Origin of the sequence: Streptomyces botrytidirepellens (assembly GCF_003721215.1) — a bacterium.
GTDB lineage: Bacteria > Actinomycetota > Actinomycetes > Streptomycetales > Streptomycetaceae > Streptomyces > Streptomyces himastatinicus.
On the sequence record NZ_RIBZ01000270.1, the window covers coordinates 26801 to 49436 of the forward strand.

The 22636-nt window shown below is 67.4% G+C and carries 20 protein-coding genes and 3 pseudogenes; 8 read left to right on the plus strand and 15 right to left on the minus strand.

Annotated elements, in window-relative coordinates; genetic code table 11:
• Window positions 1–55 precede the first annotated feature (55 nt).
• A pseudogene (locus EEJ42_RS21410) lies at window positions 56–1057 on the minus strand (integrase core domain-containing protein).
• A gap of 52 nt (window positions 1058–1109) precedes the next feature.
• On the opposite strand from EEJ42_RS21410, the pseudogene EEJ42_RS21415 reads away from it, so the two are divergent.
• The 4 genes and pseudogenes from EEJ42_RS21415 to EEJ42_RS21430 all read left to right on the plus strand — a co-directional run bounded on the left by EEJ42_RS21415 (window position 1110) and on the right by EEJ42_RS21430 (window position 5813).
• Window positions 1110–2190: pseudogene (locus EEJ42_RS21415) on the plus strand (integrase core domain-containing protein).
• Window positions 2191–2728: 538 nt separating this feature from the next.
• A complete protein-coding gene (locus EEJ42_RS21420; protein ID WP_123101895.1) occupies window positions 2729–3535 on the plus strand; it encodes an SDR family oxidoreductase in 807 nt (268 codons plus the stop codon).
• Window positions 3536–3562: 27 nt separating this feature from the next.
• Complete coding sequence (locus tag EEJ42_RS21425; RefSeq protein ID WP_123101897.1) at window positions 3563–4456, plus strand: helix-turn-helix transcriptional regulator; 894 nt, start codon at window positions 3563–3565, stop codon at window positions 4454–4456.
• A gap of 76 nt (window positions 4457–4532) precedes the next feature.
• Entirely contained in the window at window positions 4533–5813 is a 1281-nt protein-coding gene (locus EEJ42_RS21430) for an IS701 family transposase (protein ID WP_123101899.1), read from the plus strand.
• Between the two features lie 297 nt (window positions 5814–6110).
• Here the strand turns inward: EEJ42_RS21430 and EEJ42_RS21435 are convergent, their stop codons facing one another.
• Both EEJ42_RS21435 and EEJ42_RS21440 read right to left on the minus strand, forming a co-directional pair.
• The gene (locus EEJ42_RS21435) at window positions 6111–6725 is read right to left on the minus strand and encodes a TetR/AcrR family transcriptional regulator (RefSeq protein WP_018093608.1); all 615 of its coding nucleotides are present in this window, start codon (window positions 6723–6725) and stop codon (window positions 6111–6113) included.
• A complete protein-coding gene (locus EEJ42_RS21440) occupies window positions 6725–7573 on the minus strand; it encodes an oxidoreductase (RefSeq protein WP_042158760.1) in 849 nt (282 codons plus the stop codon). Before EEJ42_RS21440 ends, EEJ42_RS21435 begins: the two co-directional genes overlap by 1 nt.
• Before the next feature lie 383 nt (window positions 7574–7956).
• Here EEJ42_RS21440 and EEJ42_RS21445 point away from each other — a divergent pair.
• Window positions 7957–8726 (plus strand): annotated as a pseudogene (locus tag EEJ42_RS21445) (transposase).
• A gap of 116 nt (window positions 8727–8842) precedes the next feature.
• Here the strand turns inward: EEJ42_RS21445 and EEJ42_RS21450 are convergent.
• The 3 genes from EEJ42_RS21450 to EEJ42_RS53010 form a co-directional block, all read right to left on the minus strand.
• Window positions 8843–9262 carry a hypothetical protein gene (locus EEJ42_RS21450; protein WP_123101901.1) on the minus strand — a complete coding sequence of 140 codons (420 nt, stop codon included), beginning with the start codon at window positions 9260–9262 and terminating at the stop codon, window positions 8843–8845.
• Between the two features lie 18 nt (window positions 9263–9280).
• Entirely contained in the window at window positions 9281–10258 is a 978-nt protein-coding gene (locus EEJ42_RS21455) for a hypothetical protein (protein WP_148082000.1), read from the minus strand.
• Window positions 10259–10703: 445 nt separating this feature from the next.
• On the minus strand, window positions 10704–10982 hold the full coding sequence (locus EEJ42_RS53010) for a hypothetical protein (RefSeq protein WP_246097101.1): 279 nt from the start codon (window positions 10980–10982) through the stop codon (window positions 10704–10706).
• On the opposite strand from EEJ42_RS53010, the gene EEJ42_RS53015 reads away from it, so the two are divergent.
• A complete protein-coding gene (locus EEJ42_RS53015) occupies window positions 10977–11177 on the plus strand; it encodes a hypothetical protein (protein ID WP_123101905.1) in 201 nt (66 codons plus the stop codon). The two genes, EEJ42_RS53010 and EEJ42_RS53015, sit on opposite strands and share 6 nt — an antisense overlap.
• A gap of 147 nt (window positions 11178–11324) precedes the next feature.
• Here the strand turns inward: EEJ42_RS53015 and EEJ42_RS21485 are convergent, their stop codons facing one another.
• From EEJ42_RS21485 to EEJ42_RS21520, 8 genes are all read right to left on the minus strand, one after another.
• On the minus strand, window positions 11325–12089 hold the full coding sequence (locus EEJ42_RS21485) for an SDR family NAD(P)-dependent oxidoreductase (RefSeq protein ID WP_123101907.1): 765 nt from the start codon (window positions 12087–12089) through the stop codon (window positions 11325–11327).
• Window positions 12086–13522 carry an MFS transporter gene (locus EEJ42_RS21490; RefSeq protein ID WP_123101909.1) on the minus strand — a complete coding sequence of 479 codons (1437 nt, stop codon included), beginning with the start codon at window positions 13520–13522 and terminating at the stop codon, window positions 12086–12088. Before EEJ42_RS21490 ends, EEJ42_RS21485 begins: the two co-directional genes overlap by 4 nt.
• 181 nt (window positions 13523–13703) lie before the next feature.
• Window positions 13704–14687: a Gfo/Idh/MocA family protein gene (locus EEJ42_RS21495; protein ID WP_123101911.1), complete on the minus strand. Its 984-nt coding sequence runs from the start codon at window positions 14685–14687 to the stop codon at window positions 13704–13706.
• Complete coding sequence (locus EEJ42_RS21500) at window positions 14684–15595, minus strand: sugar phosphate isomerase/epimerase family protein (protein WP_123101913.1); 912 nt, start codon at window positions 15593–15595, stop codon at window positions 14684–14686. The genes EEJ42_RS21495 and EEJ42_RS21500 overlap by 4 nt, the downstream gene beginning before the upstream one ends.
• Window positions 15595–16134, minus strand: coding sequence for a VOC family protein (locus EEJ42_RS21505; protein WP_123101915.1), 540 nt, complete (start codon window positions 16132–16134; stop codon window positions 15595–15597). The genes EEJ42_RS21500 and EEJ42_RS21505 overlap by 1 nt, the downstream gene beginning before the upstream one ends.
• Window positions 16134–17129 carry a LacI family DNA-binding transcriptional regulator gene (locus EEJ42_RS21510; protein WP_123101917.1) on the minus strand — a complete coding sequence of 332 codons (996 nt, stop codon included), beginning with the start codon at window positions 17127–17129 and terminating at the stop codon, window positions 16134–16136. Before EEJ42_RS21510 ends, EEJ42_RS21505 begins: the two co-directional genes overlap by 1 nt.
• Complete coding sequence (locus EEJ42_RS21515) at window positions 17122–18117, minus strand: Gfo/Idh/MocA family protein (RefSeq protein ID WP_123101919.1); 996 nt, start codon at window positions 18115–18117, stop codon at window positions 17122–17124. Before EEJ42_RS21515 ends, EEJ42_RS21510 begins: the two co-directional genes overlap by 8 nt.
• A gap of 873 nt (window positions 18118–18990) precedes the next feature.
• Entirely contained in the window at window positions 18991–19464 is a 474-nt protein-coding gene (locus EEJ42_RS21520; RefSeq protein WP_123101921.1) for a MarR family winged helix-turn-helix transcriptional regulator, read from the minus strand.
• A gap of 72 nt (window positions 19465–19536) precedes the next feature.
• On the opposite strand from EEJ42_RS21520, the gene EEJ42_RS21525 reads away from it, so the two are divergent.
• Window positions 19537–19911 (plus strand): cupin domain-containing protein, encoded by a 375-nt coding sequence (locus EEJ42_RS21525; RefSeq protein WP_123101923.1) that lies wholly within the window; start codon window positions 19537–19539, stop codon window positions 19909–19911.
• A gap of 731 nt (window positions 19912–20642) precedes the next feature.
• Here the strand turns inward: EEJ42_RS21525 and EEJ42_RS21540 are convergent.
• Window positions 20643–21353, minus strand: coding sequence for a GntR family transcriptional regulator (locus EEJ42_RS21540; protein WP_123101925.1), 711 nt, complete (start codon window positions 21351–21353; stop codon window positions 20643–20645).
• A gap of 108 nt (window positions 21354–21461) precedes the next feature.
• Between EEJ42_RS21540 and EEJ42_RS21545 the strand changes: the two genes are divergently transcribed.
• Entirely contained in the window at window positions 21462–22628 is a 1167-nt protein-coding gene (locus EEJ42_RS21545; protein ID WP_123101927.1) for a mandelate racemase/muconate lactonizing enzyme family protein, read from the plus strand.
• Window positions 22629–22636: the final 8 nt, after the last annotated feature.

Below are 22636 nucleotides of genomic sequence, written 5' to 3' on the forward strand. Positions count from 1 at the left end.
CGCCCCACTGCGCGTCGGTCCACGGCTGTGCCGCTCGAAAAGTCATCGCTGCATGTCATGCCGCGTATCTGTACTCGTTGATGAGGCCGCCGAGGATCCGGGTGCGCAGGGCTTTGCTGGTGCTGAGGGCATGCGCCGCAACAGGTTGTTTGTGGGCGTCGGGTGGTAGCTGGTTGCGGGCCTGGTGGGGTCGGTGTTCGTTGTAGTGCTGTTCGTAGGCGGCGAGGATGTGGCGGGCGTGGGTCTCGTTCATGATGAGGATGTGGTCGAGGGCTTCGCGTCGGATGCTGCCGATGATGCGTTCGCAGTGTGCGTTCATACGGGGAGCCTGTGGCGCACTTGTGAGGATGTCCATCTCCTCGGCTTCAAAGACGGCGTCGAACGCCTCGCCGTACTTGCCATCGCGGTCGCGCAGCAAGAATCGCACGCCCAGGTCGGCGGTGAGATTCCGCGCCTGCTGCACCGCCCATTCCCGTGTCGGGCGGGCTGTGACCCCGGTGATGCGCAGTCGCCGGGTGCCGTGCTCGAGGAACACCAGTGCATACAACCGCCTGCCGAGGGCGGTGTCGATGTGGAAGAAGTCTGCCGCGATGATGCCCTCGGCTTGCGTGGTCAGGAACTGGCGCCAGGTGGGGCCTGAGCGACGTGGCGCAGGGTCGATGCCGGCCGCGTTGAGGATCTCCCAGACGGTCGAGGCGGCGATCCGATGCCCGAGTCGGGTCAGCTCCCCATGGATCCGCCGGTGCCCCCACGTCGGATTCTCCCGGGCCAGTCGCAGGACGAATTCTTGATCGCTGCCGGGGTGGGTGGGCAACCGGTGCCCCGGCGCGCGGTGTAGTCCCACTTTGCGGCGATGAACCTTCGGTGCCAGGCAAGCAGGGTGCCGGGGGGTGACAGGGAAGATCTTGAGCCAGTGGCGCCGGAGTATCAGCCCGAACAGGGCGGCGAACCAGAACCGGTCGGCAGGCTCATAGCGGACCGGTCCGGCCAACTGGCGGCGCAGGACCGCGTTCTCGTGCCGCAGCACCAGCAGTTCCTGTGGGGCTCGGATATTCATCGCTGCTGGTCAAAACGCCACGGCCTCCGCGTGGCACTGCGATCCTGGTTGGATGGTCGTGTCGCTTCTCTACCGGATGACTCGACGTCTTCTCTCTGTCCCAGCAGTGCTCCTACGGCGGGACACCTCGAAGGAGGCTGAGCTTCTCGTCCTCCGGCACGAAAACGCTGTGCTACGACGCCAACTGCAAGGGATGGTACGAGCCGGCGGACCGTCTCTGGTTCGCAGCCCCGTCCTCGCTGATCCCCCGCCGCCGCTGGGCCAAGGTCTTCCCGGTCACACCGAGCACGCTGCTGGCCTGGCACCGCAGACTCGTCGCCCGCCGATGGGACTACTCCCGACGACGCCGAGGTCCCGGACGGCCGCCCACGCAGGCCGCCGTCAAGAACCTCGTGCTGCGCCTTGCCCGCGAGAACAGCCGATGGGACCATCTCCGGATTCAAGGTGGACTGGCCTGGCTCGGACACCCGATCGCCGCGTCGACCGTCTGGCAGATCCTCCACGCCGCAGGAATCGACCCCGCACCCCGCCACACTGGCCCAACCTGGCGCGAGTTCCTCTCTACGCAGGCCACCGGCCTCATCGCCTGCGACTTCCTCCACATCGACACCATCAGCCTGCACCGCCTGTACGCCCTGGTCTTTCTCGAGCACGGCACCCGGCGCCTGCACATCGTCGGCGTCACCGCACACCCGACCGCGGCCTGGGCCACCCAGCAGGCCCGCAACCTCGCCACCGACCTGGGCATGCGCATGGACTCGCTGTGCTTCCTCATCCGGGACGGCGACAGCAAGTACACCGAAGCCTTCGACGCCGTGTTCCAGGCCGAGGACATCGAGATCATCAAGACACCGGTCCGCGCACCGAAGGCCAACGCCCACTGCGAACGAGTGATCGGCACCCTCCGCCGAGAAGTCCTCGACCACATACTCATTCTCGACGAAGCTCACGCGCGCCACGTCCTGGCCACGTACCAGAGGCACTACAACGAGCACCGCCCCCACCGGGCCCGATGCCAACTACCTCCCCCAGTCCATGGACAACCACCTCCAGTCCTGAAGCCGGCCAGCCGCAGAGTCCTGCGCACCCGCATCCTCGGCGGTGTGATCAACGAGTACAGATATACCTCTTGACCAGGAGCGATGAATATTCGAGCCCCACACGACCACCGCCACCATCCGTGACCGCCTGATCAACGTGCCCGGCCGCCTGGCCCGCTCCGCCCGCCGCCTCACCCCGCACATGCCCGAACGGCCCTGGAGCGAGGACTTCACCCAGCTGTTCAGCACGGTGCATGCACCGCTGGCCCTCTGACGCTCCGTGACCGACCTGCCCGAAGGGGCCCGAGACCTGCTGGGCAGACCAGCGGCCACCCCATGCCCGAATCCGCAACTCAGCCCCAACACGGCCTGCACGACCCCGAAATGGTCAATCGGGAATCAAGCCGGTGGATCCGGGATGAGTCAGCGCACCAGGCAAGGGGGATCTCACAGTACCTGTATCACCAGGGTCTCCCAGACGTCCCAAACGCCTGTCAACCTGGTCGAGTCGAAAGCGCCGACAACACTCCATGGACACGCACTGCAGCTTTACCCCCATCAGTTCAATTCAGCTGCCCCGAATGCGCGACCGTGTCGGCGCATTTTTCCACGACAGAAGGGACGGAGACCAATGGCGGACAACCAATTCACCACTCACACAGAACTTTTCGATCTGCGTGGGAAGTACGCCCTTGTCACTGGCGGCACCAGGGGCATTGGGATGATGATAGCGCGCGGCCTTCTCCAGGCGGGCGCCCGCGTCGTCATCAGCTCACGCAAGGCAGACACGTGCGCGGAGGCACAGCATCTACTGTCCGAATTCGGCGACGTTCAAGCAATCCCCGCCGACCTGTCCAGGCACGACGAGTGTCAGCGCCTCGCTGATCTTGTCAAGGTCGACTCGGAACGCCTGGACATCCTTGTCAACAACGCGGGAGCGATGTGGCGCGAGCCGCTAGGGACGTTCCCGGACGAGGCCTGGGACGCAGTGATCGACCTCAACCTCAAGTCGCCGTTCTGGCTGGTGCAGGCGCTGCTCCCCGCACTTCGCAGGGCGGGCACCGCCGATGATCCCGCGCGGATCATTAACATCGGCAGTATCGCCGCCATCCACGTCGCCCAGTCGCCCAACTACTCGTACGCCAGCAGCAAAGCGGCACTCCATCAACTCACCAGAGTGCTTGCCAGAGAGCTGGGCCCACAGCACGTCACGGTGAACGCGGTAGCACCGGGAGTGTTCCCGTCGCAGATGATGGCGTCCACGCTCGATGCCATCGGCGACACGATCGCGGCGGCGGCCCCTCTGCGCCGGCTCGGCCGCGACGACGACATGGCGGGTATCGCCGTGTTTCTCGCTAGCCGGGCTGGGTCCTACCTCACGGGCACCATCATCCCGGTAGACGGCGGCATCGCGACGACCGCATCGGGTACCCCTTAGACTGCGGGACGGGCTTACGGTGAGGGGATGGCCACGATGGATCTACGCACCGAGATCCGGGAGTTTCTCAGCTCGCGTCGCGCCCGCATCGCACCCGAGCAGGCGGGCCTGCCCGCTTACGGCGGCAACCGTCGGGTCAAAGGTCTGCGCCGCGAGGAGGTAGCGCTACTGGCGGGGGTATCGGTCGACTACTACGTGCGCATGGAGCGCGGCAGCCTCGCCGGTGCCTCCGATGGCGTGCTCGACGCGTTGGCCTCTGCCTTGCAACTCGACGAGGCCGAGCGCGACCACCTGTTCCACCTCGCGCGCCAATCCAGGGCGCCCAGCGGCCCACGTCGGCGTAGGCCTGCCGTGACGGTGCGCTCGACGCTGCAGCAGGTGCTCGACGCGATCTCCGATGCGCCGGCCTTGATCGGTAACGGCCGTTATGACGTGCTCGCCATGAATCAACTCGCTCGCGCGCTGTATTCGCCGGTGCTGGCCGACCCGCGACGGCCCGCGAACACAGCGCGGTTCGTCTATCTAAACCCCGAGGCGGCCAGAGATTTCTTTGTCGACTACGACCAAATTGCCGGTGACGCGGCCGCGAAGCTACGCATGGAAGCCGGTCGCAATCCGCACGACGAGGAGCTGATCGCCCTAGTCGGCGAACTGTCAACGTGCAGTGAGCTATTTCGGCAGCGGTGGGCATCTCAGGACGTGCAGCTGCACCGGTCCGGCCGCAAGCGTGTGCGCCATCCGATCGTGGGCCAGCTCGACTTGGACGTCGAGTCCCTGGAACTGCCCGCCGAACCCGGCCTGCACCTCAACGTCTACACCGCACCCGCGGGCACACCGACCGCTGACAATTTAGCGCTCCTGGCGTCGTGGGCGGCCACCCAACAGACGCTGGCGACCGAGCTCGAAGCACACAACGGATAGTCCAACCCCTTCAGCCGTACTAATAGGATTCCGTTAGGTCTTCCGGTCGGGCCTGTACGGGAGCATGTTGGGTTGGGTGGATGCACATGAAGTGAACCGTGTACGGGCGACGTTGGCGTTGTTCGTGGCGGATGTGTTCGCCTCGGTGCCGCGGAAGGACCAGCGGGCCAAGGGCGACTGCTACTTGCGCGGACTGATGCTGGACGGTCGGCGCAAGTCCATCCAGGCCATGGCCTCGCGATTACCGGACGGCAACGAGCAGAACCTGCAGCAGTTCGTGAACCAGTCCACGTGGGATCCGGTGCCGGTGCAGCGCAGGATCTGCGAACGGATGCTGCCGCTGATCGGTCCGGCGGCGTGGGTGATCGACGATGTGTCGGTGCCCAAGGACGGCCGGATGTCGGCCGGGGTGGCTCCGCAGTACTGCGGGGCGTTGGGAAAGAGAGCAAACTGCCAGGTCGCGGTCAGTATCCACGCCGCCACCGACACCGCCTCCTGCCCGCTGCAATGGCGTCTGTTCCTGCCTGAGGAGTGGGTATCGGACACCGTCCGCCGGGACCTCGCGCGGATCCCGGCGGACATCAGGCATAGCGAGAAGTGGCGCCTGGTCCTGGACATGCTCGACACGCTCGCCGGCTGGGGCATGAGGCCGCCGGCTGTGGTGGCTGACGCCGCCTACGGCACCAACGCGCATCTGCGAGCCGCATTGTCCGACCGCCAAGTCGCCTACGTGCTGGCCGTCCGCGGCGATGTGACCGCCCACCCGTTCGACGCGGAGCCTGAGGCCCCAACCCGCAACGGGCCCGTCGGCTGCTGGCCACAGCCCCGCTACCGGCATCCAGCACCGTCCTTGGCGGCCCTTGCCGCCGGCCTTGATCAAGAGGCATTCACCCCGCTCACCTGGCGGCACGGCTCGAGAGGGGAGTTACGTTCCCGCTTAGCCGCCGTGCGTGTCCGTCCCGCCGGCAAGGCCGTCGAGCGCCCGATCAAAGCTGCGGCCTCGGCCGGACAGGGCTGGTGGGACGGGATCCTGCCCGACTGCTGGCTACTGGTCGAATGGCCCGCCGGCGCCGAGGCGCCGACCGATTACTGGCTGTCCAACCTGCCGGCCGACACCCCGATCGCCGACCTGGTCCGTCTGGCGAAGGTCCGCTGGCGCATCGAGCACGACTACCGCGAACTCAAGCACGGCCTGGGCCCGGACCACTTCGAAGGGCGTTCCTGGCCGGGCTGGCACCACCACGTCACCCTCGTGACCGCCGCCCACGCCTTCCTCACCGAACAGCGCCTGGCCCCAAAAGTGCCCGGGCCGGTCTCACCCTCTACCAAGTCCTCGAGACCCCCCAGGACGTCTTGAGGTGCTGGACCGGCATCTGCACCACCTGCCACCAAACCCTGCCCACCAGGACCTCCACGACTCCAAGATCGAGAAAGACCTAACGGAGTCCTACTAAGGGCTGTCCCGTAAGTGATCTTCCAGATCTCGCTACCTAGTTCGGAAGGTCATGCACGAGAGCTTTGAACGTCAGCTGCTGGTGCTCGAGCTGGGAGAGGATGTTTGTGCCTCGTGGGGTGTCCACCGGGGAAGCACAATGGACGGTAGGGCTGGAAGCCACGGGGTTCGGTTTCGCGCCTGACCGTCACGCCACGTCCGTCAGGTGGTCAGACCGGCGCTGGTCAGCCAGATGTGTTCGCAGGTCGCGGATGCCCCTTGCAGCGTCTCGCGGGACTCTTGTGAGGCGTGGTAGAAGGTCCGCTCGATCATCCAGCACAGGGCGCGTGCCATCGCTGAGGCTTGTTCTGGTTCGGTGCCGGCCTGGATGCCGGCCCGTTCCAGGACGGCGGTGATGGCCGTGATGAACAAGTCCGCTGTATGGCTCCACAGCTCGCCGATCTCCGGCACGGTCAACGACAGGTCGATCGCCGTGCGCATGACCAGGCCGTGCTCGTTCCACAGCTCTACCGTGCGCTGCATGGCTTCTGCGATGGCCTGGCGGGGCTCGTCGGTCTGCGCGGTGGTCCGGGACCGCTCCCACAGGTGCTCGACGGTACGCGCCACGAGTGCCACAACTACTTCTTGCTTGGAGCCGAAGTAGAAGTACAGGGCGCCGCGTGTGATGCCGGCGCCCTGGGCGATGTCGCCGACGGTCATGGCGTTGTAGCCCTTGTGCGCGAGCAGGGCTTCGCAGGTGTCCAGGATGGCCCGCTCCCGCAGATCGCCCTTGCGTTCGGTGCTGCGTCGGCTCCGCGCGGGGTGGTGGCTGGGCATCAGAGCTGAGCACCCTCGTCGAAGTCGGTCGTGCGGGAGAGCGTCTCCCATGCGCGGATGTCCTCGTCCACGGCAGTGCGCGCAGTGGTGACCAGCCGCAGCGCGTCCGAGCCCAGGACGAGGTGGGCCGGCGGCTGGTCGACCGAGGCGATGCGCACGACGGCTTCTCCGGCCTTGGCCGGGTTGCCGAGCTGGTTCCCGCTTGCCTTCTGCCGCGCTTCACGGATGGGATCGAACAGCTCGTCGTAGTCGTCGATGGTCCGCGCGGCGCGTGTCATGGACCGTCCGGCCCAGTCGGTGCGGAAGGAGCCGGGCTCGATCGCCGTCACGTGGATCCCGAACTGTGCGACCTCCTTGCCCAGTGCTTCGAGGATGCCTTCCAGGGCGAACTTGCTGCCGCAGTAGGCGGACATGCCGGGCACGGCCATGAGCCCGCCCATGGAGGTGACGGCCATCAGGTGTCCGCGGCGGCGTCGGCGCATGTGGGGCAGTGCTGCCTGCAGGGTGGCCACTGCCCCGAATACGTTGATCTCGAATTGCCGCCGCACCTCGGCCAGCGGGGTTTCCTCGAAGGTGCCCTCCAGGCCGTAGCCGGCGTTGGCGATGACGACATCCAAGGGACCGACACCTCGCTCCACCTCCGTGATCACATCCGAGACGGCGTGGTCGTCCGTCACGTCCAGGATGCGGCCGCGAGCGTAACCGGGCTTAAGCCCCTCGAAGGCCCGCAGGTCCTCCTCGGAGCGGACCGTGCCGACAACGGTGTGACCGGCAGCCAGGGCGGCCTGGGCGAAGGCACGTCCCAGGCCCGTGCTGACGCCGGTGATGAGCCAGTTCTGCCTCTGCATTGCTCCTCCAGGAAGGTCTCGCGGGGAGCAGGGCTGCTCCCTGCCCAGAAAGTCTACACGGTGTATATTTTTATCTTCGCCACGTTGGTTTTGGGTTACTCAACGGCATCACGCCTGGCCGGGGGAGATCCGGCCGCACCGAGACCGGGGCCCGCTGGCGCACGCCGCTGTGCGCACTGGCTGGTGAGCTGCGGTGCCGTCCCGCGAAGTCACTCCGGCCGTCACCGTCCACATCCGGCAGGTCGTGGCCTGGCATGGTCTGGCGTCGCGGATCATTACCAGGATGCCGAGTTGCGGTGGCTGATGGACGCATCGGTGGGTCCTGCCAGCGGAGACGGACTGATCAGCGTCAGGTGGCTGTTCACCTCCGGGATCATTCCCACGTGTCTGGTGTGATCACGGCGTCGAAGTCATCCTGGATAGCCCCGTTCACCGGGCTGAGCCCACAGCAGTTCGGCAAGCTGATCACAGCCTCGCGGCGTGAAAGAACCGACCAGGCACGCAGGGCCGGCCGTGGAGCTTGCCGCTGGAGGACCGGGTCCTGCTGGTCGTCGCGTACTGGCGGACGAACCTGACCTTTCGGCAGTTGGCGTCGTTGTTCGGGGTGTCGAAGTCGGCCGCTGGCCGCATCATCGACCACCTCGGGCCATTACTCGCTCTCCAGACCCGTAAGCGGTTCCGCGACGGCACCGTGTTGATCGCGGACGGCACCTTGGTCCCCACCCGCGATCACACCGTCGCCGAGCAGTCGAAAAACTACCGCTACTCGACCAACCACCAGGTCGTCATCGACGCCGACACCCGGTTCGTTGTCGCCGTCGGCCGGCCTGTCCCGGGCAACCGCAACGACTGCAAGGCATGGGAAATCTCCGGCGCAAAGGCCGCTGTCGGTCACACCACCGTGATCGCCGACGGTGGTTACCGGGGCACTGGACTGGTCATCCCGCACCGACGCGAACCCGGCCAGACCGAACTCCCAGCCTGGAAAGAGGACCACAACACCTCCCACCGGAAAGTCCGTGCTCGCGTCGAGCACGCCTTCGCCCGCATGAAGGCGTGGAAGATCCTGCGCGACTGCCGCCTCCAAGGCGACGGTGTCCACTACGCCATGCTCGGCATCGCCCGTCTGCACAACCTCACGCTGGCTGGATAGGAGGAGCCGCGCTGGCCACCATCACACCGGAGGTCATTACGGGACAGCCCTGAGGTAGCCCAGTGCGGGACCACACCGGCGGCACAGCTCCGGAGCCAGCTCCCGCGCCTCCGCTGTCAGAGCGCGGCCGAGGTGTTCCTCCTCGTTTCCCGGGCGTGGGCGGCGAGGTGGATGAGGGTCGCCGCGCGTTCCTCGGGGGGCCAGCCCTCTTCGTCCGCGCGGTTGCGGAGCTGACCTGCGGTTTCCTCCACTCGGATCAGCCCTGCGAAGCAGCCCAGGCGATTGTCCGCCAGACAGTGCACCTCGCTGGCCCAGCGGCGACGTCGGTAGGAAGCCGTGGGCAGGTCCGGCAGTTCGCGGTCAGCGGCCTCGATCAGCTGGAACTCCAGGTCGGGCCGGCAGGCCTCCTCCGCAAGCGTGAGCGCCTCGGCGAGGACGCTCGCGGCCTCCCGCATCCCCTGTCGGTCCCGGACGGCTGCCAGTGGCAGGGGCAGCACGTCCTGAAGGTTGCCGGGCAGCGAGAGCTCGCCGGACAAGCACAGGATTCTCAGCAGCTATAGATGGGTGAGGGGATCCCGGACCGGGTCCAGCAAGTCGAACGCCTCACGGGCAGCCGCCGGGATCTCTTCGTCATGCGACTCCTGCTTGAGACCGGCGACCATGGACAGGGCTTCAGCCAACGCCTTGAGGACACGTCCCCGCTCGTGCTCGCGCGACAGGTCGGCGGCCTCACGCAGATACCGGACCGCCTCCTCGGCGGCGACCAGTGGAGGGGGCATCTCCGCAGTTTCTGGTGCGACGGAATCGTCGGGGTGGACCGAGCGGTGCCGAGCTTGGCGTTTGCGCCACAGATCATGAGCCGACTCGAAGGACAGTCCCGACATGTTCCCCAGATACGGGCTGACGCGCAGCAGCCCCGCGGCGAACAGCGTCTCCGCGAGTTCGGCGACGTCCTCGGCGCGGCCGCTGTCGCGCAGAACGGCGATCTGTTCGTCCGCCACGGCACAGGCGCGGCTGAAGAGCATCCCGTCGGCCACGTCGATCAGCGCATGTCGTCCTGCTTCGACGTAGGCATCGGCCGCCCACCACCATGGCGTTCCGTGTCCGGCACCCCAACGGGAGCGCGCGGCCTCCAGAGCGAGGGCTGCCTCCTCAGCACCGACGACCAGATCTGCCGCATGTTCCAGCGGGTCGCTCCACGGGTCGTATCCGGTCTCATCGGCGAGCCGGGGCCACAGCTCACGCGGCACCCGCCGGTGATCGACCAGGTAAAGCAGACCGAATACACTGATCGCCGTCTCGAGATCCCGGGCAGCGAAGGTGCCGCCCTCGTGCGCCAGGGACCGGGCCCAATAGAACGCGGCAATGGTGTGAAGGGCATCGGGGTCGGCTTCTTCGGGTCGCCCACCCACCGACGCGAAGAGTTCCGCCGCAACAGCCAAGGCGTCGTCTTCGAGTACGCGCCGCGGATCTCCGCCTTCGCCGAACTCCCGTACACGAGCGGCCAGCTCGCTAAGACGCGCATCCTCCACGAATCCCCCCCGTCCGTTGGAGTGCTCATCGTAGTGAAGGCGACACGAGCGACCGGACGAGGTTCGGGGCTTGTTGCCGGTGCCGGGATGGCTTGAGGGCAGGAGCGGGCAGCCGGAGGGCTACTGCCACCGGCAGATGATCGACGCCATCCGTTACCTCGTGGCCTGTGGGTGTCGAAAACGGTGTCACCCTATGCGACCTGCGTGTATTCGTGGATGAGGCCGCCGAGTCGATCGAGTCGAAGGACGCGAGTGTGGTCAGTGGCGGTAGGTGGTCCGGGTTCGGTGAGTCGGTCCGGCGCCCGTTGTCCGAGGGATTGGTGTGGCCGGTGTTGGTTGTAGTGCTTCGCGTAGGGCGCAGACGCACATGGCCGAGGTCCTCGCAAACCGCGAGAACTACGACGCTCGCACCTCCTGACGACTCACATCCAACCGTCCAACAGCTCTACATTCTCGGCGCTACACCCTCAACTGCGAAGAGCCGCTTGACCTCGGCGGTCACTACGTCGCCCACCAGGCCCGGCACACGCTGGCCACCCGGCTGCTGCGGCACGGCGCGACCCTGACGCACATCCGCCGCTACCTCGGCCAGGTCTCCGACCGCGAAGCGGCCTGGCGCGAACGCGCCCTGAACGCCGAGGACGCCCTTAAAGCCGCCCACACCGAGATCCTCGCCCAGCGCACTCAGATCGGCGAACTCCTCGGCCAGATACGCGACTTGCAAGCTGAGTGGACCGAGGGCGCCATCCAGCGGATCACCACCGAGAACACCACCCTCAAACAGCGCGTCCGCCAGCTCACCACCGACAACCGCACCCTCCACGAGCGGCTCAAGGCCGCCCGCTCGAACCTGCGCTTCCAGGACCGGCGCGTCGCCGACCTCGAAGCCCGTATCGCCGAACCGGCACCGAAGTCCTGATCCCTCCCTCCCCACTCTGCGACCCCTTGCCCCCTGCGCGTGATGGGCCCGTGAGCCCTCACTGGTACAGCTCGCCTCCCGGGGGCCCCGGGCTCCGGCTCACGGAACCCGGGACGTGTCACCGGCTCCCCGTGCGGAGGCATTCCATCAGCTGCCCATCCCCAGCCGGGCACCACCGGCGACATCCAGGCTCAGGCCGGTCAGGTAACGGTTTGTCGGGTCGGTGAGGAAGGCGATGGTCGCCGCCACCTCCTCCGGCTCGGCGAACCGGCCCATCGGGATCTGCGCGGACCGGGCTTGGCGGGCGCGCCGGTCCCCCTCGGGATCGCCGCCGCCGGCGCGGGTCGCGAGCTGGTCCCACATGGCGGTGTTGACCGGGCCGGGGCACACGCAGTTGACCGACACGTTGTCCGGGCCGAGTTCCAGAGCCAGTGACCAGCAGATGTTCAACACGGCCGCCTTGCTGGCGTTGTACGGCACGTACGCGCGACGGGCCTCCTTCGCGGCGACCGAGGCCACCGCGACCATGGAGCCGGAGCTCTGGGCCTGCATGACAAGGCCGACTTCGCGCAGTACGGAGAAGGCACCCGTGGCGTTGATCGCCATCACCCGGGCGAACTCGGAGCTCGAAGTCGTGAGCAGGTCCGGCTCGTTGCCGAGAACGCCGGCGGCGTGCACCAGGACATCGATCGCCCCGTACTCCGCCTTGATCCCGGTCACGGTGTCGCGCACCGACTGCTCGTCGGTGACGTCGAGTTCACGGAAGTCCGCCAGCCACTTCGGGCGGCTGTCCGATGCCGTGCGGTCGCAGCCGATGACCACCGCGCCTGCTGCATGCAGTCGTTCGGCGGTAGCGGCTCCAATGCCTCCGCTGGACCCTGTGACCAGCGCGATCTGGGACGGGGCGGTCATGGGGTGTCCTCCGTGGACTTCGTGGATTTCGTGGATTTCGTGGATGTGGAGCTGTGCTCGGCGTCGGATACCGCAGCAAGGGGCGTGGTGGAAGTGGTGTGCGTGCCTGCGCTGCCCGTCTCCGGCAGGGTCAGGTAGACGATCAGGCAGAGCAGGACGACGGCCGTCATGTACACCGCTACGCCCATGGGGTGGCCCGCCTCGATGAAGGCGCTGGCGATGAGTGGTGCCGTCCCACCGAGGGCCGCGATGACGATCTGGTGGGCCACACCGATGCCGGACACGCGAACGGCGGCGGGGAACAGTTCGGCCTGGATCGTCGGGTAGACCCCCTGCCAGATCGCCAGGACCACCCAGCCAGAGACGGTCACCGTCACATATACGCCGAATCCGGGGTGCTGCAGCAACAGCAGCAGCGGATAGAAGAGCACCACCATGCCGATGGCCCCGATGATGGGGAACGGCTTGCGCCGGCCGATGCGGTCGGACAGGGCACCGCACAGCGGCACGCTGATCACCAGCAGGCCCAGCCCGATGGCGTTCCCGGCCAAGGCGGAGTCCAGGTCACGGCCGGTGGTCAGGTGCGCGTAGGTGGGCAGGAAGGTGGCCCACGTGTAGTAGGCGACGGCGGGGGCCGACAGAGCCGCGGTTTGCAGCAGTGCCTTGGGGTGCCTGCGCAGCAGTTCCCGCAGTCGCAGGTTCTCGGGTTGCCGGCCGGCGGCGGACTCCTCGACGGCGGCCTCGAACTCCGGGGATTCGTCGGCGCGCGAGCGCAGCAGCAGACCGACGACGCCGAGGAGGCCGCCGATGGCGAACGGGATGCGCCAGCCCCACGTCTCCAGGTCATGGGTGTCCAGCGTCGAGGTGACGATCGCCCCCATGCCGGTGGCGGCCAGCGTCGCCAGGCCGCTGGCCATATTCGACAACGAGCCGAACAGGCCGCGCCGGTCGGTCGAGCCGTTCTCCACCATGTAGGCGATGGCGCTCTGCATCTCGCTGCCGGCCGAGATGCCCTGCAGTACGCGGGCGAACAGGAACAGCAGCGGCGCCGCGTATCCGATTGCGGAGAACGGCGGGGTGAGCGCGAGGATCAGGCTGCCCGCGGCCATGCCGCCGACGGTGGTGGCCAGGACGACACGGCGGCCGTAGCGGTCGGCCAGGGGGGAGATGATGATGCCGCTCAGCGGACGCACCACGAACCCGATCGCGTAGGTCAGCAGGGCGCTGATCAGCGACATCGCCGGGCTGCCCCCGGGAAAGATCTGGCTCGAGAAGACGGCGGCCAGGAGGCCGTAGATGTACCAGTCGTACCACTCGATGAAGTGGCCGACGGTGCCCGCCAGGATGTTCAACCGCCTCCCGCGGGGCGGGGCTTCCGCGTGGCCGGTGGCGGAGGGGGACTTCGGTGAGGCTGTTCTTGGTGCGTTCGCCATTGAGCGCTCCTCAGTGCAGTGAGGGATGGGGCTGTGCGAACAGTCGGCGGTCTGGGGCGCCGCGGACCAGGGGGTTCCGGTCGATTCCGGTCGACGCTGTCGGCGGTTCCGGAAGCCTTCTTCGAAAGTTGATGCCACCGATGCCGGCCGCGATGAGGGGCCGGTCGGGGCTCGCGGAGGGTCAGCGCGTCGCGTGACTGGACCAGGTGCGGCCCTCCTGCTCCTTCACGGGGAGACCGGCGGCCTGCAGGATTTCGTCGAGGAGCGCCTGCGTGCGGGCGGCTTCCCGCCCCGACGTCAGCGGCGCGCCACGGTCTCGTACGCGGTCGAGAAAGTGGTGAACGGCGGCGGCGAACCCGAAGGTGTTCGTCGCCGTGGCCCAGCCGAATGCCTCGGGGCTCATCGAGCGCACGGTGCTCACACCGTCCCGGGTGAGGGTCACCGTGTCCGGAGCCACCACCTCGGCCGAGCGCTCCGCACCGTAGGCATCAAGCTTTTCTGCCCACGCACCCGCGTTCCGTGCCGCCGTCAGGACGCCGGTGCCGCCCCCGGCGAATCGGACCAGGGCGGAGACGCCGTCCTCCTCCCAGGGGTCGTCACCGGCGGCGTGGGCGGAGACATCGACCGGTTCACCCGGACAGAACCAGCGCAGCAGGTCCACCATGTGGATGGCGTTCTCGAACGTCGCGCGGTACTCACTGCCGCGACGGTTCTTCTGCGCGATACAGAAGGCGGCGCCGGCGTCCCCGAACTCGTCACGAGCGGCGACGTAGGACGGCGCGAACCTGCGGTTGAACCCCACCATCAGCACGCGGTCGCGCTCGTCGGCGAGGTCGGCGAGCCGCTCCGCGTCGCTGGTCGCGGTCGCGAGGGGTTTTTCGCAGAAGACGTCGACGCTCGCCTCCAACGCGCGGCTCACGCCGGCGAAATGCTCCGACCTCGGGGTCAGGACGAACAGGGCGTCCAGGTCACGTTCGAGGGCCTGCTCGATCGTCGGGACCGCGGTGGAGAATCCCCATCGACGGACCAGTTCGGAGGGGTCCTCGCGCCGGGACACCAGGACGTCGAGGTCGACGTCGTCCCGCGCCACCAGGGTGGGCAACTGCGCGATGTGCGCGATGTTCCCGGCGCCGACTACACCGACGCGCAGCGGGGGCCGGCTCATCGGGACACCTCCGCGGGCGTGAGGCCGGCGGCCTCGTCGAGGAGTGAACGCAGCACGCGGGCGGCCCGGGCGAAGCCCTCAGCCGGAGCCGGGAGATCCTGCGGGTGCCAGCGGTATTCGTACTCGAGGCTGAGGACGTCGTCGTATCCGTGCTGCTTGACCGCCCGAAGGATGTCGGACCAGGGCACGATGCCGTCGCCGACGACGCGCGATCGCACGGCCCGCTCGTCCGCCTTCACCCGGGCCGTCTCGGAAGCGACGAAGGGGGCGTCCGGGTCGGTGAAGACGAGGTCCTTCACGTGGACGTGCCCGATCAGGTCGCCCTGCTCCCGCAGCGCCTCCGGCCATGCCTCGTCGTGCGTGAAGGTGAGGTTCGCCTGGTCGTAGAGCACGCGAACGGCAGGCGAGTCCACCTCACGTATCAGCCGAGCGGTCTCCTTGGCCGACTGCGTCATGGTTCCGAAGTGGTTCTCCACGCACAGGCGCACTCCGGCGTCGGCGGCGAGCGGCGCCAGCTCCGAAAGGCTCGCGCGTAGGCGCTCCCAGTGTCCGGCGTGGTCGGTTCGATCGGCTCCCCAGGAACCCGCGTACACGCGGATCCGGGTCGCTCCCACGCGATGAGCGCAGTCCACCGTCGCCCGCAGCTCGTCGAGCGCGGCCCGGCGCTGCGCCGGGTCCTCATGGTTGAGCCCCGTGGTGTACGGAGCGAGCCCCACCACCGGTACGCCGAGATCGTCCGCCACGCGGGCCGCCTCGGCCGCTGCCGCGTCGTCCCCGACCGGCAGTCCGCTGCGGTAGTCGTTCTGGTAAATGACCTCCGCTCCCTCCAGACCGGCGGAGGCGAAGAGCTCCAGCGCCTCGGGGAGGGTCTGTTCCGGCGTGCCGAGGGTGTGGCCAATGATCCGCACTACAGGTCCTTTCCAGTTCGGGAGGGGTCGGTCCAGTCAGCAGGCCCGACCAGCGGTGGCGGGTGGTGGACGCGGGAGCGGTCGACCAGTTCGATCAACAGGCCCCAGGGCGCCCGGAGATAGGTCCACCGGTTGCCAGCGACGAGCGGGCTGTCCGGGCCGACCTCCTTCGTCCCGCCCAGGACACGGGCGCCGTGCGACCGGAGATGCTCGACGGCCGTGTCGACGTCCGCCACGGTGAAGCACAGGTGGTGGCCGCCGGGATCGCAGTGGCGCGGGTAGTCGCGCCGCTGGTCCGTGCTCCACCACTGGAACAGCTCCACGTTGAGGTTGGGCGGCATGCGCAACATGGCGAGTTCCAGACGGGCATCGGCCGGGACCTCGAAATGTTCGGGCATGAAGTGGGCGTCGGGCCCGCGTGTCGAGCGGTAGAGCTCCTCGGCGCCCAGGGCGTTGACGAAGAAGGCGACCGCTTCGCCGAGGTCGGGCACCGTGAAGGCGACATGGTCGACGTGTTGAAACCCTGCGGGCAGGCTCATCAGGGCACCTCCGCGGTCGACTCACGGATCAGCAGATCGGGGGCGAGGACGACATGTCCCGTCTCCCCGTCCTTGAGGAGTTTCTCGGCGAGGTCGATGGCGATCACTCCCATGTCGGCGATGGGCTGGCGGACGGTGGTCAGTCGCGGGTTGAACCGGGCGCCGAACTCCAGGCCGTCGAAGCCCATCACCGACACCTCGTCCGGGACGGACACACCTCGCACACCAAGAGCGGAGATGAGGGCGAAGGCGACCATGTCATTGGCCGCGATGACCGCTGTCGGGCGCTCCTCGCGTGTCATGTGCACGAGGCGCTCGGCGGCCCGCTCCCCCACATCGGGCCCGGTGCCCCCGTCCAGGATCATCGCCGGCATGTCCAGCTCCGCGGCCAGCCCCTCGTAGGCGGCCAGGCGGTCCCTGGATGTGTACGCCCCGGAGATGCCGGACACGTAGGCGATGCGCCGGTGCCCCAGGCCGCGCAGATGGTCGACGGCGAGTGCGATGCCCTCGGCGCTGTCCACCGTCACGGTCGGCACCTGTGCCTGTTTGACGCGGTCGACGACGACGACCTTGCTGCCGAGCGCGACGTTCTGCAGCTCGTCGAGGTCCACGGTGGTCGACGGCGCGACGATCCCGAAGGGCGCGTACATCTCCTGCAGGGATGTCAGATACGCGTTGGTCTGGGCCACCTCGCCGCCGGTCACGCACAACACCAACTGGTAACCCCGGTCGGCCGCCGCTGCCGCCATGGTCCTCGCCAGCTCACCGTAGAAGGGGTTGGTGATGTCCGGGACGATCAGCGGGACAAGCTTGCTCGCACGACGGCGCAGGGCTTGCGCCAGCGGGTTTACCCGGTACCCGAGACTCTCCGCCACCTCCAGGACATGTTTCCGGGTCGCGGCATTCACGGCTTCCGGCCGGGAGAAGGCGCGGGAAACCGTGGAGCGATGCACGCCCGCTCGGGCGGCGACGTCGTCGATGCTCACCTCAGCCATGGCTGACCTCCAGGGACGCAATGGGGGACCGCCTGTACGCGGCCCAGATGAGGCTCATTGTGTCGGCAAGGTCGGCCAAGGTAGGCAGCCCGGGAAAGCCGTCCGCCCAGGTGTCGGCCACCTGTCGGACGAACACGTCGTACAGCGGGTCGCTGTCCACGTCGATGGAGTTCGACACGGTGACACCGTCCGACGCGCGCGTGAAGGAGACGTCGCCGGAGGTACCCACGTCGACGTATCCCCCGTCGCCGGCGCTGGTGTAGGAGCAGTACCGCTTGGCGGGACTCGACGGGAAGGCATAACCGACCTCGATGATGGCCTCACTGCCGTCGTCGCCCGCGAGCACCAGCGTGGCATGGTCCTCGACCGCCTCGCGGTGCAGGCTTGCGGAGAGATTGGCCGTCACCAGTTCCACGCGCCGGGCCCGGCTTCGCTGCAGGAAGAGGTCGACGAAGTGCGGCGCCAGGTTCACCAGACACCCCCCGCCGGAGCGGGCGGGCACGAGCATCCAGGAGCAGCCTGCCGCGTGATAGCGCTCCGGCGGGCCGGCCACAAAGCTCGCCCGTTGGTACGTCGGCGCGCCGGCCAGGGACAGCGCGTGATCCACGGGGCCGCCGCGCTGGACGAACGGGACGGTCGCCGCGACCCCTGCCGAAGCGGCGGCATCCCGAATCCGCTCCACGTCTTCGGCCCCCAGGCCGCCCGGCTTCTCGACCACGAAGGGGATGCCGCGCTCGACCAGGGACAGGCAGGTGTCCACCATGCGGTCGTGTGGCCCGAAAACGTAGGCCAGGTCCAAGGGTCCGGCGTCCAGAGCTGCCTCGATGTCCCCATACACGGACGCGTCGAGCCGTCGGGCCATGTCCGTGATCTGATCGGGCTCCCCGTCCTGGACCAGCACGACATCGTGAGTGTCCGCCCAGGCACTGACATACAGGGGTACGTGCCAGTGGCGGGCGCCTAGAACTGCTGTGAGCGGACGTCTCACGACGCGCCTCCCAACTTCGGTATGGGGCAACTACTGCCGATCTCCCTCTCCGAAGCCGGACTGCAATCGAGCGCTGAGATCGATTGCTGAGATCGGTTGCTGAGATCGGTTGCATCACCGAAGCAGAGGATCCTAAGCTCCGTCAACACCCTGTGGCGGTGACGTAGGCGCGGTACCGGGCCATGGTCGTGGGCTTCAGGATGAGGGCCTTGGCCGTCAGCCATGCGGTGAGGTAGTCGGCAACGCTCTGGTTCGGGTCCGCGGAGAATCCGCCGTCTTCACCTTCCAGGATCCGTTGCAGTGCGGCGGTGGCTGCTTCCTGGGTGGGGAAGCCGCCGCGGCGGATGGTGTGGCGGCGGGAGGTGGGGGAGGGGAGGTCGACGGCGAAAACTCCACCTGCCGTGATCAGGCTCAGTGGCGAGCCGTGGGCAACGGGCGCCGAGCTGCTGGTGCTGCCGGTCGCGGCAGCCGCACGGGCGGTAGACGCGTCCCCGGGTGGTGGCGGAGCGCATGGAGATCACGTCCAGCGGTTACGCATTGAACTGTCACCCCCATAGTCGGTCGCCGCTTCACGGATCATGCGACCACCATGCGACCACACTCGGCCGCATACCCCACCTGAGCTGCGGTGATCCCTTGTCGAGTGTGGGTAACCGGTACACCCTCGAAGATCGTGAAAAGTGTGCCAAGTCAGCTCACCTGGGATCTGGCGGATCCACCCGACCTGCGCCCAGGCGTCTTGGTGGTTTGCTGCACCGGCTACCCTGGCTGGCTCGAACGACGTCGACGCGTACACCTCGGTCAGTTCTGTCGTGAGCAGCTAGGACAACGCGATGACCGAGGCCGTAGACAGCGCCTGTCAGGTTAGTCGGCTCACCAGATGGGTCGAAGTGGTGGGATGGAGTCGCCGGCCAAAGCGCGAATGACAGCAGTGATTTCGGCTCGTGGCACCCGAAGGCCGACTTCGTGAAGCCGCCTGGCCAACTGCGCCTCGAGTTCGTGCAGGATCCGTCCGGCGACGGAGAGATGCTCCAGGGCCTTGCTGGTCAGCACGACGAGCCTTCGTCGGCCGCCAGCAGGGTGCGGCCTGCGCTCGACGTAGCCGCGTTTCTCCAGGTCGTCGACGATCTGACCAGCGGCCTGCTTCGTGACGCCGAGCTGTTCGGCCAGCTCGCTGGTCGTTGCGCCCGGGCCACGCAGTGCTTGGAACACCAAGCCGTGCATCGGGCGTAGTTCGGCGTAGCCGACGGCATCGAGGCGGTCCACAAACTCGGACAGGACCAGTTGGAAGGCCATGCCAAGCAGGAAGGTCAACTCGGTGCGCTCGAGTGGGTCGTCGATCTCCATGGTTCATCTTGACACATATATGTAAAGTAGCTTTACTCGCTGCGAGTAAAGCTACTTTACATAGGAGGCGCCGTGTACGTGATCAGTGAGAGTGAGCAGCGGACGACCAAGACTCCCGCCGGAGCGATGTTCGGATTAGCTGGTCCGAGTCAGGGCAGTGCGGAAGTCAGCACCTGGCGGGTGGAGATCGGTGCTGAGATGTCCACGCCAGTACACATCATCGACCGCGAGCAGGTATGGATGCCGATTTCGGGCGAGTTCGAGGTCGTGATGGACGGCGAGACTGAGCGGGTCAAGGCGGGGCAAGCGGTCGTTCTGCCCGCGGGTGTGGTGCGGCAGATGAAGGCTGTCGGCAGTGCGGCGGAAGCCTTCGTTGCCATGACCGTGGGAGGCAAGGCAATGATGCCGGGCAGCGAGAACAAGATTCCTCTTCCGTGGGCGGAGTGACTCCCTTCTGGGAGCAGCCCGGCCAGGCCTGTGGGTGCCGAATATTACATCCGCCCTGGTCAGGCGTCGGGCGTTCCTGCGGGGCTGGTAGCCGTCCGCGGTCGGTTCATAGGTTTCGAAACCATGGGCAGTTGCGTTGTTCGGTGGGTCGCGATGCACCGCGTCGATGCTGCTCCATGTGTCACTTGACCGCTTCCGTGTACGGCGTCGTACGCAGCTTGACGGCGTGACATGTCCGCGAGAGTCTTAAAGTGGAGCATAAGAGGAGAATTGGCGCGCTGGGGGTCAAGGGGTCGCAGGTTCAAATCCTGTCGTCCCGACCAGCGTTTTCGCAGGTCGAAGGCCGTTTCCGCAGACATGCGGGGGCGGCCTTTTCCGTGTTTTCCGGTGTGGTGGTCGCATGGTGGTCTCATGCGTTCCCTGGGGCTGGGACGCGCTCGGTGAAGTGAGGGCCGGGGCGGGGGAGTAGAGGGCCTTGAGCGGACCGCGGTGCGGGGCGAGGAGGTGGGGCAGTGTGTCGAGAACCTGCTGCCGGGAGACGGTGTCCAGCGCCGACGTCACTTCGTCGCAGACGAGCAGGGACGGATGTGCCGTCAGCGCGCGGACCAGCGCGCAGCGCTGGAGCCGGCCGCCGGACTACGGCAACAAAGAGGAACTGTTCGGCAAGGCCGTCGACTGGTACGTGCAGAGCCCGGGATCCTTCGTGGCCCAGGCTCTTGTCGGTCGGGTGATCACCGGCTCGCCGGTCTGCCCACGGACTGGCCTGCCCGCATGCCCTCGCGGTCTTCGAGGGCGCTGATGGCGGTGGCGGTGAGGCTGTGGGTGATGTGGCCTCGCATCAGCTGGGCGGCTTCGGCGGCGCGGCCGTCCACGATGAGGGAGACGAGTTGGTGGTGTTCCTGTAGGTCCCGGGTGCGGGGTTCGTCACCGGGCGGGAGCTCGAGGCCGAGGCGCCGGTAGCGATCGGACTTGTCCCACAGGTCGTCCAGGAGACGGATGAGGACGTCGTTGTGCGAGGCCCGGTACAGCGCCTGGTGGAAGGCGCGGTGGGCCGTGAGTGCCTCTTCCCCCCATTGGCGGGTGACGGGGAGGAGCTTGTCGACGGCGGCCTGCATCGTGGCGATGTCGTCGTCGGTCCGTCGCTGGGCGGCAAGTTCGGCGGCGGTCGGGTCCAGGGACAGGCGGACTTCGAAAAGCTGGCGGGCCTCGTTCGAGTTCATGACGGAGACCCGGACGTCGCGGTGGGTGTCGACGGTGACGAGTCCCTCGCTGCTGAGGCGGCGGATGGCCTCACGCAGGGGCGTGATGCTCATGTTGAGGGACTCGGCGAGGTCGTACTGGGCGAGCCGTGACCCGGCAGGAAGAGTGCCGAAGAGGATCCGATCGCGGAGTTCTGCGTAGGCGAGGTCGCTCTTGCTGAAGAACAGGTTCTGTCCTGCCATGGCCCCCTGACCATTCCTTTCCGGAGGTTCCCCAACCCCTTGACATCCCGCATCGGACCAGCTCACTCTAACACATCGCATCTTATAAGATATGAGAAGGGTTCCGCAGTGAAGATCACCAACGTCTACGAGGGTGTCGTTCCGATCAGCTCCTCGATCCGCAACGCCTGGATCGACTTCAGCTCCATGGACTGTTCGATCGTGGCGATCGAGAGCGACGTCATCCGGGACGGCAAGCCCGTGGTGGGTTACGGCTTCAATTCCAACGGCCGCTACAGCGCCGGAGAGATCCTGCGCCGCCGGGTCCTGCCCCGCCTCCTCGAGGCCGAGCCCGGCAGCCTGCTCGACGAGCAGGGCGGCCTGGACCACGCCAAGGCGTGGGACGTGATGATGCGTAACGAGAAGCCCGGCGGGCACGGCGAGCGCTCGGTCGCGGTCGGTGTGGTGGACATGGCCCTGTTCGACCTGGCCTCCAAGATCGAGGGCAAGCCGCTGTACCGGTATCTGTCCGAGCGCTACGGCGACGGGCAGCCCGACGACTCCGTCTTCGTCTACGCCGCCGGCGGCTACTACGCCCCAGGCAAGACCCTCACCGACCTTCAGGACGAGATGCGCGGCTTCCTCGACCTGGGCTACGACGTCGTCAAGATGAAGATCGGCGGCGCCGACCTGGCGGAGGACCTGCGCCGTATCGAGGCCGTCATCGACGTCCTGGACGGCGACGGCTCCCGGCTGGCCGTCGACGTCAACGGCCGCTTCGACCTCAACACGGCCCTGGAGTACGGGCGGGCCATCGAGCCCTACGGGCTGTTCTGGTACGAGGAGATCGGCGACCCGCTCGACTACCACCTCAACGCCACCGTCGCCGAGCACTACACCGGCTCCATCGCCACGGGCGAGAACCTCTTCTCTCTCCAGGACGCCCGCAACCTGATCCGCTACGGCGGCCTGCGCCCCGACCGCGACACCATCCAGGTCGACCCCGCGCTCTCCTACGGTCTGGTGGAGTACCTGCGCATCCAGGACATGCTCCGTCAGCACGGCTGGTCATCGAGGCACTGCATCCCGCACGGCGGGCACCAGTTCTCCCTGCACATCGCAGCCGCCCTCAAGCTCGGCGGCAACGAGTCCTACCCGGGCGAGTTCCAGCCCACCGGCGGATTCGCCGACGACGCCGTCGTCGAGAAGAGCCGCGTCGGCCTGACCGACACCCCCGGCATCGGCTTCGAGAACAAGGCCGCCTTCTACAAGGTGCTGCGCGCCCTGCACAGCTGACCGCCACC

Coding starts and splice junctions, on each gene's coding strand:
- EEJ42_RS21435 (WP_018093608.1), bottom strand. CDS start 6,725: ATGCCCAGCCACCACCCCGCGCGGAGCCGACGCAGCACCGAACGCAAG.
- EEJ42_RS21485 (WP_123101907.1), bottom strand. CDS start 12,089: ATGACCGCCCCGTCCCAGATCGCGCTGGTCACAGGGTCCAGCGGAGGC.
- EEJ42_RS21440 (WP_042158760.1), bottom strand. CDS start 7,573: ATGCAGAGGCAGAACTGGCTCATCACCGGCGTCAGCACGGGCCTGGGA.
- EEJ42_RS21520 (WP_123101921.1), bottom strand. CDS start 19,464: ATGGAGATCGACGACCCACTCGAGCGCACCGAGTTGACCTTCCTGCTT.
- EEJ42_RS21420 (WP_123101895.1), top strand. CDS start 2,729: ATGGCGGACAACCAATTCACCACTCACACAGAACTTTTCGATCTGCGT.
- EEJ42_RS21510 (WP_123101917.1), bottom strand. CDS start 17,129: ATGGCTGAGGTGAGCATCGACGACGTCGCCGCCCGAGCGGGCGTGCAT.
- EEJ42_RS21490 (WP_123101909.1), bottom strand. CDS start 13,522: ATGGCGAACGCACCAAGAACAGCCTCACCGAAGTCCCCCTCCGCCACC.
- EEJ42_RS21425 (WP_123101897.1), top strand. CDS start 3,563: ATGGCCACGATGGATCTACGCACCGAGATCCGGGAGTTTCTCAGCTCG.
- EEJ42_RS21495 (WP_123101911.1), bottom strand. CDS start 14,687: ATGAGCCGGCCCCCGCTGCGCGTCGGTGTAGTCGGCGCCGGGAACATC.
- EEJ42_RS21540 (WP_123101925.1), bottom strand. CDS start 21,353: ATGGCAGGACAGAACCTGTTCTTCAGCAAGAGCGACCTCGCCTACGCA.
- EEJ42_RS21505 (WP_123101915.1), bottom strand. CDS start 16,134: ATGAGCCTGCCCGCAGGGTTTCAACACGTCGACCATGTCGCCTTCACG.